Below are 12,897 nucleotides of genomic sequence, written 5' to 3'. Positions count from 1 at the left end.
ATAGACCAGGCAAGAGGCAGCCGCCTCTTGCCACTTACTCGTCTCTTCGGAGCGCTTATGGACACACCCAATACACCTATTCCGGATACCGCGGCATTTCTCGACGACCCCCAACGCAAACCGTTGGAGATCGATACTGAGGAGCGCCGGGGGCCTGCGCTATTTCGTTGGTTAACGCTGGCCATGGAACATGTGATCGCTGCCTTACTAGTCGCGCTGATCGTCTCGGTATCAGCCAACGTCATTGGGCGCTCGTTGCTTAATAATTCGGTGCCCTGGGCCGATGAGCTGGCCCGCATGCTGTTTATCTGGCTAATTTTTATCGGTGCCGCCGCCGCCTTTGCCCGCTTTGAGCATATCGCCGTGGATATTCTGGTCCGGCGGCTAAAACCGCGTGCAGCCCATACGCTTTACTTGATTCAGCATCTGTTTATCACCGTATTGATGGGGGTAATCATCTGGGGAGGCTACGTGGTGATGTCACGCGCTTCCGGGCGAACAGCGATCCTCAACGTGCCCTGGAACTTCGTCAACGTCTCGCTCGTGCTTTGCGCCACCTTTATAGGCGCGGTGGCGATTTGGCGCGCTTGGCAGAGCATTCAACAGATTCGCTCGCCCGACGTGCCGTCGACCACTCAGGGAGGCCGATAGACCATGTTATGGATTTTTCTCGGCATTCTGTTCGCTTCGCTAGCGCTGGGTTTGCCCATTGCCTTTGGCCTGGGTATCGCCGCCGTGGTGATGGCGGTACTCTCCGATATTCCATTGTCGATCTTGATTGAGCAGTCGATTCGCGGCGTTAACAGCTTTCCGCTGCTGGCAATCCCGTTCTTTATTCTGGTCGGGGAGGTGATGAGCAACGGCGGCATCGCCCGCCGGTTGATGGAGTTAGCGGGGGCTCTGGTAGGCTTTGTGCGCGGCGGCCTCGGTCAGGTAGCGATTACCGGCTCGATGTTCTTCGGCGGCATTAGCGGCTCTGCCGTCGCCGACACCGCGGCGACCGGCGCGATGATGATTCCCTCCATGACCAAGCAGGGCTACACCGCGCCGCAAGCCACGGCGATCAACACCGTTTCGTCGGTGATCGGCATTATTATTCCACCCTCTATCCCGCTGATTCTATACGGCATTGTGACCGAAACGTCGATTAGTCGGCTGTTTATTGCGGGCATCGTGCCGGGGATATTGATCGGTTTTGGCTTAATGGCAACGACCTTCATCATGGCAACCATCGGCCATGCCGGCCAAACCCGCAAGTTCCGTGTCGATGTGCTATGGCAGGCGTTCAAGGCGGCATGGTTGGCGCTGGTACTGCCGGTGCTCGTCATCGGCGGCATTATTGGCGGCATCTTCACCGCTACTGAGGCCGCCGTTGCGGCTCTACTTTACTCGCTGTTCATCTCGCTGGTGGTCTACCGCGAATTTAAGATTACGGCGCTCTGGGGCATGCTGATTCGTACTGCCCGCTTGACGGGCATGGTTTTGCTCCTACTGGCATTCGCTACCGTTATTGCGTGGTTTTTAACCATTAACATGGTGCCTCAGACGTTAGTTACCCAAGTACAGGCGATCACCCAAGATCCTTTCCTATTGCTCTTAATCGTCGCCGGCTTACTGCTACTGGTGGGGTTTGTAATGGACCTGACCCCCGCCATGGTGATTATGGCGCCGATGCTAACGCCCATTGTCACCTCGGTAGGGGTCGATCCCGTGTACTTTGGCGTACTGATGGCCTTTATTCTTGGCATTGGTCTTTTGACGCCGCCCGTGGGCACCTGCCTATACGTCGGCTGTGGGGTCGGCAAAGTCTCCATGGAACAGCTGGTTAAGGCCATGCTGCCTTACTACGCTACTTTGCTAGTGGTGCTGGTCATCCTGATCGCATTCCCCGGCATTGTGACGTGGTTACCTGACCTCACTGACGTGAGTGGCAATTAATGACACCCCTTACCATCACTACAACAAGGAATTCATGATGCGGTTGATTCAATACCTTGATCAGCGCCAGCTGCGGGTCGCCATGGTAGAAAACGCCGACGCCGTTCGCCCCATTACCATTGAGGGCGGCACCTACGCGCTGGCTCAGGCGGCTATCAACACGGGGGAGTCGCTTGAAGCCGCCATTACCTCACGCTTAGAAGACACGCTCATTGATTATCAGGTGTTGGTTGATGAGCGCCGCTTGCTACCGCCCCTTACCCACCCCGACCCCGCTCACTGCCTGGTAACCGGCACCGGGTTAACCCACTTGGGCAGTGCCGACACCCGCTCCGCCATGCACGCCAAAGCCCAGGCCGCAGAAGAAGATCTGACCGACTCCATGCGCATGTTCAAACTCGGCGTCGAGGGTGGCAAACCCGCCGCTAACTCGGTCGGCGCGCAGCCGGAGTGGTTCTATAAAGGCGACGGTGACTGCATCGTTGCGCCTGAAGCTGAGATGCCCAGCCCCGCGTTCGCAGAAGACGCCGGTGAAGAGCCCGAGCTGGCCGGGCTGTATGTTGTCGCGTCTGATGGCACGCCTTGGCGGGTCGGTTATGCCATCGGCAACGAGTTTTCCGATCACGTTACCGAACGTTTCAACTACCTATGGCTTGCCCACTCCAAGTTGCGCGCATGCAGCTTTGGGCCCGAGCTGTTGATCGGAGAACTGCCCGCCCATCTCGAAGGCACCAGCTGTATTCAACGCGACGGTCAAACGCTGTGGGAAAAGCCGTTTCTGACCGGTGAAGCCAATATGGCCCACAGCATTGCTAACCTTGAGTACCACCACTTTAAATATCCAGGCTTTCGCCGTCCTGGCGATGTCCACGTTCACTTCTTCGGTACCGCCACCTTAAGCTTCGCCGACGGGATTAAGGTACGCGAAGGGGATCGCTTCGAAATCACGCTTGGCGATTTTGGCCGCCCGCTGCGCAACTCGCTACGGGTGGAAGCAGACGAACCGGCTATCAGCGTAAAAACGCTTTAACTTAATCGCACCAACCCAGCAGGAGGATGTATGACCCTGGAAGGTAAACTACTGATTGGTCAGCAGGCCGTTAGCGGCCAACAGGCTGACATTCAAGCCGTCAATCCCGCCACCGGCGAAACTCTCGAACCCACCTATGCTGGCGGAAGCAAGGCCGAGGTCGAGCGCGCCTGTGAACTCGCCGAAGCGGCTTACGCCAGCTACCGCGAAACCTCGCTCGAAGAACGGGCCGTCTTCCTCGAAACCATCGCCAGCGAGATTGATGCGATTGGCGATGAGCTAACCGCGCGCGGCGTCGCTGAAACCGGCCTGCCCGAAGCCCGCCTGCAGGGCGAGCGTGGGCGTACCTGCGGCCAACTACGCTTGTTCGCCAACGTAGTCCGGGCCGGCGAGTGGCTGGATGTACGCATTGATCCGGCAATGCCTGATCGCGAACCGATGCCGCGTGTTGACCTGCGCCAGCGGCATATCGGCCTGGGCCCGGTAGCGGTGTTTGGCGCCAGCAACTTCCCGCTAGCCTTTAGCGTTGCCGGTGGCGATACCGCCTCGGCACTGGCCGCTGGCTGCCCGGTGGTGGTCAAGGGCCATTCCGCCCACCCCGGCACGTCCGAGCTGGTGGGTCGCGCCATTCAGCGCGCCGTTGCCAAGTGTAAACTGCCTGAGGGTGTCTTTTCGCTACTGTTTGGTTCGGGCAAAGAGATCGGTCAGGCGCTAGTTGCTGACCCGCGCATCCAAGCGGTAGGTTTCACCGGCTCGCGCAGCGGCGGCACGGCACTAATGGCCACCGCCCAGGCCCGGCCGCAGCCAATCCCCGTCTACGCCGAGATGAGTTCAATCAACCCGGCGTTTCTGCTGCCGGAAGCCCTCAAGGCACGCGGCAAGGAGATCGCCGAGGGGTTTGTCGGCTCCCTCAACATGGGCGCCGGGCAGTTCTGCACCAACCCAGGGCTGGTGATTGGGGTTCAGGGTCCTGAGCTGGATGCCTTTGTTGAAGCGGCCGCTGAAGCGGTCAAGGGCAGCGCTGCCCAGACCATGCTCACCCCGGGCATTCACGACGCCTACCAACAGGGTGTTGATCGGCTGGCCAACCATGCCAAGGTCACCGAGGTCGCCCGCGGCCAAGCGGGTGAGTCGGCCAACCCTTGCCAGGCAGGTCTATTCGTCGCAAGCGCGACCGACTTCCTGGCCGATGAGGCCCTGCAAGCTGAAGTGTTCGGCGCCAGCTCGCTGGTCATCGAATGCGCCAATGTCGACGAGATGCAGCGTGTCGCAGCCCAGGCCGAAGGCCAGCTAACCATTACCCTACAGATGGACGACGGTGACTTGGCGACGGCCAAACAACTGCTGCCCACGCTGGAGCGCAAGGCAGGGCGTATTCTAGCTAATGGCTGGCCTACAGGAGTCGAGGTGTGCCACGCCATGGTGCACGGCGGCCCGTATCCCGCCACATCCGACTCACGCACTACCTCGGTGGGTAGCGCGGCGATTTATCGCTTCCTGCGCCCAGTGTGCTATCAGGCGCTGCCGGAAGGACTACTGCCTGAAGCGCTGAAAGATAACAATCCTTTCAATGTACCGCGGCTGGTCGACGGCAAACGCGAGGGCTAGGACCGCTAGGAGGCATCCGAAAGGCGCTTTTTAAGCTGCATATAAGTGCCGTAGTGACGGTCGAGGTGGCGCTGCATGGCTGCCTCGGCCGCATCCGGGTCGCGGGATTCAATCGCCGCGATAATTTCGCTATGCGCAGAGGTAGCAGCTTTGTCCTCATCTTTTTTCTGCAGAACCAGAGCGCGACGATCATCCAGCCACTCGGAAAGCGCCACGTGAATGGCATCGAAGATCGGGTTACGGCCAATGCTTGCTAGCACGCCGTGAAAGTCGTTATCAGAACGCTTAAAGCGCGCTTCATCACCAATCGCATCGCGATTATCGGCCAACGCAGCGCGTAGCCTGGCCAAGTCCTCCTCGCTGGCATTGCGCGCGGCATAGCGGGCTAGCGATATCTCAAACATCGCGCGCGCTTCCTGGAAATACTGCTGGCCGTCGGGTTTGGAAAGCAATTGCCGGGTGACCCCGGAAAGCCTGGACATTACCGCTTCGGCGGTGGGGCGAATCACCCTGGCACGGGTGCCGCTGTTGATGGCAATTAAACCCAGCTGCTGAAGGTGAAACAGCGCTTCACGTACCGCGGGCCTGCCCACGCCAAACTGCTCCATCAACTCCCTTTCTGAAGGCAGTTGATCATTTTCACTTAGCCGCCCTTCGAGAATCTCCGCCTCGAGCTGTTCAGCGACCTGTTCGGACAGCGTTTTTCGCTCGATCCGGTATCTGCTCATAGGCAGTCACCCCTGGTTAACCTGGAATTTTCCACCATTTTACTGCATTTTCGTCATTGTCTTTCAACTAAGCCTTCAATTAGGCCTCAATCAAGTCGAGTGAGCGGGGCTATTCGGTACTCTCGAGCAATGTCGGCATAGGCCTGTTGATTGGCGGCATCAAGCGGGATTCCTTTAGCATCGCGTTCAGTTTGGCAGCGCCATTCCCTATCCCCCGGCGCCATGACTTCTGCTCCCTCGGCGGCTGGCTGGGAACGCAGGTCGGCTAAATAGTCCGCTAACCCACGGGCAAAGGTACCTTCCTCAACAAACGCATCGGGTTTCATGGCGAGAAAAAAATGCCCAACCCCGCGCGGGGTCGACATATCCGGCCCGCCCATCGGCAAAAGCTTAAAGCCATGCTGCATCCCGGATAGCATCGAACTTAAAATTTCCACCATGCCCCCCAGGCCGGCGCCTTTAAAGCCAAAAGCACTGCCTCCCAGCGGCAGCAATGCAGTGACTTCGCTGGGATCACGGGTTACCTGCCCGTTGGCATCGGCGGCCACTTGATCAGGCAGTTCACGGCCAATGGCATCGTACTGCTGCACGCGATTCCAGGGTACTGAGCTTGTTGCCATATCCAGCAGGTAGGGAGACTCCCCCGCCACCGGTGCCGCAAAGGCGATGGGATTAGTGCCGTGAAAAGGCTTGGCGCCATCGTGCAGCAGCACAAAGGGGTCCGAGTTACAAAACGCCATACCCAAATAACCGCGTTCGGCGGCCGCTAGCGCGTAACATCCCTCGGCACCAAAGTGCGACGAGTTACCTACGGCGACGGCGCCCATGCCTACCTTCTCCGCCATGGTCGTGGCGTGCTTCATGGCAGTGTAGCCTGCCAGGTGCCCCAGCCCATCATCCGCATCTAAATAGCCTGTTGCCGCTAAGCGCTGATGAAACACCATGTTGGGCGCGCCCTTGATACGCCCGCCTTTGAGTGCCTTCAAATAGTGGGGCAGCAGACGCAGGCCGTGGCTGTCTATACCCATGCGTGAGGCTGTTACCAGGGCCTGGGTGACAGCCGCTGCCGAGGCGCTGTCAGCACCGCCCGCCGCGAGTACCGCGCCCATAAAGTGCTTCAGGTCATCACGGGCAACGCGGAAATCCTGTTGGGAATCAGACATCAATCACTCCTATCACCGATAAATCAGCGTGGGCAGCCACAGCGAGATGGCCGGTATAAAGGTGACCATCAACAGCGCGATAACCAGCGGCACCAGGAACGGTAGCGTGCCGCGCATGCATTTCTCGAAGGAAATACCGGACACCCGCGAAAGCACATAGAGCACCATACCCACCGGCGGCGTGAGCAAACCTATCATCAGGTTGAGCACCATGATCACGCCGAAGTGAACCGGATCAACGCCCGCAGTCACCGCCACGGGCAATAATACCGGCACCAGTATGGTGATCGCCGCAATGGTTTCCATAAAGCAGCCCACCAGGATCAGCACCAGGTTGATGATGATCAACGTGACGATGGGATTGTCGGCGAACGGTCCGAGCAGGGTCACCACGTGCTGAGTGACCTGGTTACTGGTCAGGATCCAGGCAAATATCGAGGCACCGGCAACGATCAGCAGGATAACCGCCGTGGTCTCGATGGTTTCCATGCTGACCTTGAGCAAGCGGCGCCAAGTCAAAATCCGGTAGACCACGGCACCGAGGAACAGCGCGTACGCCACCGCCGCAATGGCGGCTTCGGTGGGCGTAAAGACGCCGCTCATAATGCCGCCGACGATGATGATGGGCGTTAGTAACGATAAAAAAGCCCGCTTGAAGGTATGACCCAGCACCCCTAGCGAGAACACCGCATCACGGGTATAGCCGCGCCGCCGTGAAATGATCGTGATCATCGCCATTAGCACCAGGCCCATCAATAGGCCCGGTACTAGACCTGCGACGAACAACTGGCCGACCGACACTGACGCCATCACGCCATAGATGACCATCGGCAGGCTCGGCGGAATAATCGGGCCGATAGTCGAAGAGGCCGCCGTGATGCCGACCGCGAACTCCTCGTCGTAACCGGCGTCCTTCATGGCTTTGATCTCGATAGTACCCAGCCCCCCAGCATCGGCCACTGCGGCACCCGACATGCCAGAAAAGACGATGCTGGCGCCGACATTGACGTGGCCCAGGCCACCACGCATCCAGCCCATCAGCGCCTTGGCGAAATCAAATATCCGCGAGGTAATGCCGCCGTTGTTCATTAAGTTACCGGCGAGAATAAAGAACGGGATCGCCAACAGCGGAAAGCTGTCGACACCGTTGATCATGCGGTGCATTACCACAACATCGGGCACCCTGCCGGTGAGCGTCACATAGAGCAGGCACGAACCCGCCAGGCTGATCGCGATCGGCACCCCCATCACCAACAGGGTGAACAGCAGCGCAAACAAGAACAATAGGTAGTGTTGGGTAACGGCCAGCGCGACGCAGCCGAGTATCGCAACCGCCGCGACCAGTGGCGCGACCAACGCGCCACCGCGCCGCATAGACAAAATGTTGGGCATTGGAGTGATCTCCGGGAGCGTGTCGTTTTGACGTTTTATTGTTGGGTTTGGTTGTTGGGTGTTGTTACGGGGTATCGCTATTGAGCAGTTCACTGGTTCCCGAACGCCAGTGACGTATCGCCACTTGAATACCGCGCACCAGCATCATGATGAAGCCCAGCATTACCAGGTAGTAGAGCCAGCTCTTGGGGATATCCACCGACACCATCAGTGCACTAGTGCGGTCGGCAAGCTTAAAGGTAATCCAAGCCATAATGGCGAAGAAGGCAATATTGATGAGGTCGACCAACGTCGACATGACACGCCCGAGCCAATCCGGCAGGTAGCGATAGAAAAACTCCACGGCAATATGCGACCCCTTGCGCACCGCCATGGTGCTGCCCAGAAAGCCCACCAACACCAGCAAGTAGCGCGCCATCTCTTCGGTCCAGGCGATTGAGTTGCCGAGTACATAACGGCTGAAAAATTGTAGAAAGACATCCAGCGCCAGCACCCAAAAGATCCCCAACGTCAGGAAATCTTCTAAGGCATACTCACGGATATCGAAAGTGTCGTCATCATCGAGACCGGCGAAACTGATCTCGTCAGTAGAGTCGCGTTGGCTCATGGTAGGCTCCTATTCTCCCCACCCCAAGCCTGGGGTGGGGAGATGCTTAGGCTACAAAAGGACGATTACAGACAAGGACGGACCCGGCCAAGGTCAGTCCGCTCGACCTTACTGACCAATGGCCTGCAGGCGATCATAGGTTTCCTGATCCCAGGTCGCCGCCTCTCCGTTATGGGCCGGTATCGTGGCTTCACGGAAGGGTGTAATGTCAACCTCGTTGACGGTCACCCCCTGCTCTTCAAACCAAGCCACCAGCTCCTCCTCGGACGCCAAAATATCCTGGGTGATACGCTCACCGGCTTCGCTGTAGACCTCACGGAAGGTATCGCGGTCTTCCTCAGAAAGACGATTCCATAACGGCCCACCGGCGATGGTAATCAGCGAATCGGTAATATGACCGGTCAGGTTGATATAGTCCTGCACTTCATAAAACGCCTTGGCGCGAATGGTCGGCAGTGGGTTCTCCTGGGCATCCACTACGCCCTGCTGAAGCGCCAAATAGACCTCAGAGAAGGCAATTGGCGTAGGGTTGGCACCCACTGCTTCGGGGAACATCATGTACATGGGGGCATTGGGCGTACGGATTTTAAGACCTTCCATGTCCTCGGGCGTATTGATTGGCTCGTTGGAGGTCACATGGCGACGCCCATAGTAATTCATGGCCAGTGGCACGTTACCGGTTTCATCTTGGTAACCCTGGGCGATTTCGTCGAACAGATCACTGTCAGCGTAGGCCTGCCAGTGGTCGAAATCACGGAACATGTAAGGCGCGCCGGCAATAGCCACCGGGCCATAGAAGCGGCCGGCGAACTGGTTGCCGGTGTAAATCAGGTCAACGGTGCCCAGCTGTAGCCCTTCGTTGATGTCCGCCTCCTTACCCAGTGACGACGCCGCGTGGACATTGATCGAATAACGGCCATCGGTACGCTCCTCAATTTCATCCGCCGCCCACAGGGCCCACTCATGGTAAGGCTCTGATGTCTCGTAGACGTGAGCAAACGTAAGCTCTTCTTGGGCATGTACGGCACCGGTCAGGGTGAGACCACTCGCGATTAGCGTCGCCGTTGCCAGGTGCGTCATCTTAAAGTTGGGTTGGCGTTTATAGTTCATTGTGTACTCCTTATAACCATTGGATTTGTTGTTGGTTATTTGTTAAGCGGCGGCAGTCGATATAACCGATCATCTGGCTGTATACGTGTCATACCACTAGATTCAAAACTAGTTGGTTGGCTGGCGTCGCGCAACCATTCTGATCAGAGTTTTTTAGTCGCGTTTAAAACGCCTCAAGAGTTAGCTTTAGCTGGTCATGCAAGCGTGCAAGCAGCTGTGGGTCACCGAAACCACCTGCTTTGGTCATCACTTTTTGTCGTGGGTCGCCATCCAGGCATCCCAACGCCACGCCTGGCGACCACTCAGCATCCACGTCGATATAACTCACCCCCTGCCGGGTAAGCACCGCCATGGCAATATCGCCACCGGTTAGAAATAGCAAACGCTCGGTATCGGCCTGCCAGGTTGCGGTAATTGAGGCCACCTGAGTGGCCATTGCATCGGCGACCTCGCTAGCCGTGCGCTGCTTTTCGCTAGTCACGCCGGGCACCACCACACAGGCACTATTAATAAGTCGCTGCCCGTTTTGCTCATGGCAAGCTTTCACAACGTCCAACTCGGGTGAAAACAGGCACAGTTGCTGAAGCTGCTCGGCAGCACGGGGGCTTCTTGAGCCAATGGCGTAGAGCACCGAGTTGACACCTTGCAGTGATTGAAACGGCGCATCAGGTTGCCCAAAACAGCGCTGAGCGATAGCCGTTGCCAAGCCTGCCGCGCCAGCCATCGCACGACTGTTTTCAAAACTGTTTTCAAGACCGTTTTCAAAACCGCGTAATGCATCGTAAAGCGCAGAGAGTTCTGCGTCGCTTTGCGCATCGGCGATGCAATCATGATCAGGAAGCGACGCCCCAAGCCCGGTGCGGTATCGCTGCAAGGGCATGCCTTTGGCGGCGAAGGCTCGATCAATGGGCCCAACTAAAGAGGGTGAACGTGCATCGTGTTGATAGGCGGTATCAGCCAGAGGGAGGCCATCAACCCATACGTTGGCATCGCGCACTAACCGCCCCTGGGCGGGCACGGCTGGCGCTAGCAGCAACGGCATGCCAAGCGCTTCTCGCAATGCCTTGCACTCAGCAATCACCTGTCCTCGCAGGGTCGAATCGACTTTTTTAAACCACTGCTGTGGGCTTGCTCGCTTGAGTACGCGCACAGCTTCGCTTACTCGACGCGCCGCCTCTTCCGCCTGAAGATGGCGAGATTCGGTATTGACGGCGATCACGTCTGGCCACTGGCCTTGCCAAGCCCCCAGTGTCGCCGCTAATACGTCCAGGCTGATAACCACGCGGGCATCCGCGCCACGGGCGGCAAAGGGCGCCGTGGCATCCAGCGCTCCCGACAAGTCGTCGGCAATAATCGCCACCTGACAGCCATTCATGAAGCGGCACCGCTGGCTAGCCGCCGGGCATAGGCAATCGCCGAGCCCATATTGGTGGCATCGGCTTTGCCCTGCCAGGCGATATCAAAGGCGGTGCCGTGATCCACCGAGGTGCGCTGAAGCGGCAAACCGAGGCTGACATTCACTGTGGTATCAAAGGCGATCAGTTTGACTGGGATATGTCCCTGATCGTGATACTGGGCAATCACCAGGTCGAACTCCCCCTTTGAGGCACGGTAAAACACTGTGTCCGCCGAGATCGGACCGCTCACGTCAAAACCGCGCTCGCGCAAGCGCTCCACCGCCGGGGCGATACAGCGGCTATCTTCGTCGCCGAAAATGCCGCCTTCGCCGCAGTGCGGGTTGAGGCCGGCAACGGCGATGCGCGGTGCCTCCAACCCCAGCTCAACCAAATGCGCATGCCCTGCCTCCACCGTGGCAATAATACGTTCAGGCATCACCCTATCAATGGCTTCGCGCAGCGACACATGGGTGGAAACATGCAGCGTCGAGAGCGTCTCTGAAGCCAGCAGCATGAACGATGAGGGCGCGCCAGTCAGCGATGCCAGCATCCCGGTATGGCCATCGTAATGGTGTCCGGCCTCATGCAGCGCCGCCTTGTTTAACGGTGCGGTGACAATCACCTGCGCCCGCCCGGCCTGCACCAATTCCACGGCTTTGTGCACGCAGCGAAACGCCATATCGCCAGCAGCGGCGCTGATTTTACCATCGGGCATATCAACGCCTTGCGGCGCTTCGACCACACCGACGGCCACATGACCCTTACCGCCCTCTGCTTGCTCCAGTGGCACGAACTCAAGCGCGGCGCCAACACTAGCGGCCGCACGGCGATAAATAGCCGGGTCACCGATGACCATGGCCGTGTCGCGCTCAGTATCAGACATAGCGCTCAACGCGCGGCAAATGATTTCCGGGCCAATACCGGCAGGGTCGCCCATGGTGATTGCAATGTCATAACAACGTGGGGAGCTATTCATGGCATTAGCTGCCCGCCGTTAACCTCAATGATTTGGCCAGCAACGTAGCCACTAAGGGCATCGGTACCCAGGAAAACATAGGCACCCACGCACTCTTCCGCCGTGCCCAAGCGCCCCATGGGAATCGACGCCCGGGCAGCGTCCAGATGCGCTTCGCTGGAGTGGCGTTCATGGAAGTCGGTCTCAATCGTACCTGGGGCGACGGCATTAACGCGGATGTTATCCCCCGCCAGCTCCTTGGCCATATTGCGGGTGATCGTACTCACAAAACCTTTGGCAGAAGCGTATAACCCCGCGCCGCCCCCACCGCCGTTGCGCGCGGCAATCGAGGTAGTGTGAATAATATTGCCGCCTCCCGCGCGGCGAAAGTGCGGCAGCGCCGCCCGGCTGGCCATGATCACCGAGCGCGCATTAAGGTCCATAACCCGGTCGTACTGGTCATCATCCATCTCATCCAAGCCAACACGGCCCCGCATATCGCCGGCGTTATTGATCAACAGATCCAATCCCCCCAGCCGTTCGGCAGCGTCATCGACGAGTTTTTGAGTCTCGCTGGTATGGCTGACATCTGCTTTCAGGGTAAAGGCGTTGCCGCCTGCATCACGAATAGCCTTGGCAACCGCTTCGGCGGGCGCTTCACTGCTGTGGTAATGCACCGCCACATGGGCGCCAAGCGCGCCTAATTGCTTGGCAACCGCCGCACCAATTCCGCGACTGGCACCGGTGATCAGTACTCGCTTACCTTTCCACTCGTCTAACATGACATTCTCCTAAACGCTTTGTACTTTTGTTGTTAAGAGCCTTTATTGTTAAGAGTCTTATTGTTAAGAACCTTGCTCAGCGCCATCGTCCTCATCTAGATAGATTTTCCTATCGACCCGAAATAGAACGTTGCGCTAGAGTGAGCAATAAACTGGCATACCTGTCATACAACACAACATCCATAAC

Annotated in this window: 12 protein-coding genes; 4 read left to right on the top strand and 8 right to left on the bottom strand. The window is 58.1% G+C overall.

Annotated features, from left to right (window positions below; translation table 11 throughout):
- Nucleotides 1-57 precede the first annotated feature (57 nt).
- From RZA33_RS14445 to RZA33_RS14430, 4 genes are read left to right on the top strand one after another with little or no spacing between them, the layout of a single operon-like run.
- Nucleotides 58-651, top strand: coding sequence for a TRAP transporter small permease (locus RZA33_RS14445; protein ID WP_317508410.1), 594 nt, complete (start codon nt 58-60; stop codon nt 649-651).
- A gap of 3 nt (nt 652-654) precedes the next feature.
- Nucleotides 655-1,938, top strand: a complete 1,284-nt coding sequence (locus tag RZA33_RS14440) for a TRAP transporter large permease (protein WP_317508409.1) — start codon at nt 655-657, stop codon at nt 1,936-1,938.
- 37 nt (nt 1,939-1,975) lie between these two features.
- Entirely contained in the window at nt 1,976-2,968 is a 993-nt protein-coding gene (gene araD1, locus RZA33_RS14435) for an AraD1 family protein (RefSeq protein WP_317508408.1), read from the top strand.
- Nucleotides 2,969-2,998: 30 nt separating this feature from the next.
- The gene (locus RZA33_RS14430) at nt 2,999-4,576 is read left to right on the top strand and encodes an aldehyde dehydrogenase (NADP(+)) (protein WP_317508407.1); all 1,578 of its coding nucleotides are present in this window, start codon (nt 2,999-3,001) and stop codon (nt 4,574-4,576) included.
- Between the two features lie 5 nt (nt 4,577-4,581).
- Here the strand turns inward: RZA33_RS14430 and nanR are convergent, their stop codons facing one another.
- The 8 genes from nanR to RZA33_RS14390 form a co-directional block, all read right to left on the bottom strand.
- Entirely contained in the window at nt 4,582-5,304 is a 723-nt protein-coding gene (gene nanR, locus RZA33_RS14425) for a transcriptional regulator NanR (RefSeq protein ID WP_317508406.1), read from the bottom strand.
- Nucleotides 5,305-5,390: 86 nt separating this feature from the next.
- A complete protein-coding gene (locus RZA33_RS14420) occupies nt 5,391-6,467 on the bottom strand; it encodes an Ldh family oxidoreductase (protein WP_317508405.1) in 1,077 nt (358 codons plus the stop codon).
- A 12-nt stretch (nt 6,468-6,479) separates the two neighbouring features.
- On the bottom strand, nt 6,480-7,841 hold the full coding sequence (locus RZA33_RS14415) for a TRAP transporter large permease (RefSeq protein WP_322976216.1): 1,362 nt from the start codon (nt 7,839-7,841) through the stop codon (nt 6,480-6,482).
- Between the two features lie 82 nt (nt 7,842-7,923).
- A complete protein-coding gene (locus tag RZA33_RS14410) occupies nt 7,924-8,466 on the bottom strand; it encodes a TRAP transporter small permease (RefSeq protein WP_317508403.1) in 543 nt (180 codons plus the stop codon).
- A gap of 108 nt (nt 8,467-8,574) precedes the next feature.
- Nucleotides 8,575-9,576 (bottom strand): sialic acid TRAP transporter substrate-binding protein SiaP, encoded by a 1,002-nt coding sequence (locus tag RZA33_RS14405; RefSeq protein ID WP_317508402.1) that lies wholly within the window; start codon nt 9,574-9,576, stop codon nt 8,575-8,577.
- Nucleotides 9,577-9,739: 163 nt separating this feature from the next.
- Nucleotides 9,740-10,951 carry a four-carbon acid sugar kinase family protein gene (locus RZA33_RS14400; RefSeq protein ID WP_317508401.1) on the bottom strand — a complete coding sequence of 404 codons (1,212 nt, stop codon included), beginning with the start codon at nt 10,949-10,951 and terminating at the stop codon, nt 9,740-9,742.
- Complete coding sequence (gene pdxA, locus RZA33_RS14395; RefSeq protein WP_317508400.1) at nt 10,948-11,949, bottom strand: 4-hydroxythreonine-4-phosphate dehydrogenase PdxA; 1,002 nt, start codon at nt 11,947-11,949, stop codon at nt 10,948-10,950. The genes RZA33_RS14400 and pdxA overlap by 4 nt, the downstream gene beginning before the upstream one ends.
- A complete protein-coding gene (locus tag RZA33_RS14390; protein ID WP_317508399.1) occupies nt 11,946-12,710 on the bottom strand; it encodes an SDR family NAD(P)-dependent oxidoreductase in 765 nt (254 codons plus the stop codon). The genes pdxA and RZA33_RS14390 overlap by 4 nt, the downstream gene beginning before the upstream one ends.
- Between the last annotated feature and the right edge of the window lie 187 nt (nt 12,711-12,897).

The sequence above is a fragment of the Halovibrio sp. HP20-59 genome, from assembly GCF_033052795.2.
In the GTDB taxonomy this organism is placed as follows: domain Bacteria; phylum Pseudomonadota; class Gammaproteobacteria; order Pseudomonadales; family Halomonadaceae; genus Vreelandella.
The sequence above is the reverse complement of the archived record's forward strand: the minus strand, read 5'-3'. Positions and strand labels throughout refer to the sequence as shown.

Coding starts and splice junctions, on each gene's coding strand:
- RZA33_RS14440 (WP_317508409.1), top strand. CDS start 655: ATGTTATGGATTTTTCTCGGCATTCTGTTCGCTTCGCTAGCGCTGGGT.
- RZA33_RS14415 (WP_322976216.1), bottom strand. CDS start 7,841: ATGCGGCGCGGTGGCGCGTTGGTCGCGCCACTGGTCGCGGCGGTTGCG.
- araD1 (WP_317508408.1), top strand. CDS start 1,976: ATGCGGTTGATTCAATACCTTGATCAGCGCCAGCTGCGGGTCGCCATG.
- RZA33_RS14405 (WP_317508402.1), bottom strand. CDS start 9,576: ATGAACTATAAACGCCAACCCAACTTTAAGATGACGCACCTGGCAACG.
- RZA33_RS14390 (WP_317508399.1), bottom strand. CDS start 12,710: ATGTTAGACGAGTGGAAAGGTAAGCGAGTACTGATCACCGGTGCCAGT.
- pdxA (WP_317508400.1), bottom strand. CDS start 11,949: ATGAATAGCTCCCCACGTTGTTATGACATTGCAATCACCATGGGCGAC.
- RZA33_RS14430 (WP_317508407.1), top strand. CDS start 2,999: ATGACCCTGGAAGGTAAACTACTGATTGGTCAGCAGGCCGTTAGCGGC.
- RZA33_RS14410 (WP_317508403.1), bottom strand. CDS start 8,466: ATGAGCCAACGCGACTCTACTGACGAGATCAGTTTCGCCGGTCTCGAT.
- RZA33_RS14445 (WP_317508410.1), top strand. CDS start 58: ATGGACACACCCAATACACCTATTCCGGATACCGCGGCATTTCTCGAC.
- RZA33_RS14420 (WP_317508405.1), bottom strand. CDS start 6,467: ATGTCTGATTCCCAACAGGATTTCCGCGTTGCCCGTGATGACCTGAAG.
- RZA33_RS14400 (WP_317508401.1), bottom strand. CDS start 10,951: ATGAATGGCTGTCAGGTGGCGATTATTGCCGACGACTTGTCGGGAGCG.
- nanR (WP_317508406.1), bottom strand. CDS start 5,304: ATGAGCAGATACCGGATCGAGCGAAAAACGCTGTCCGAACAGGTCGCT.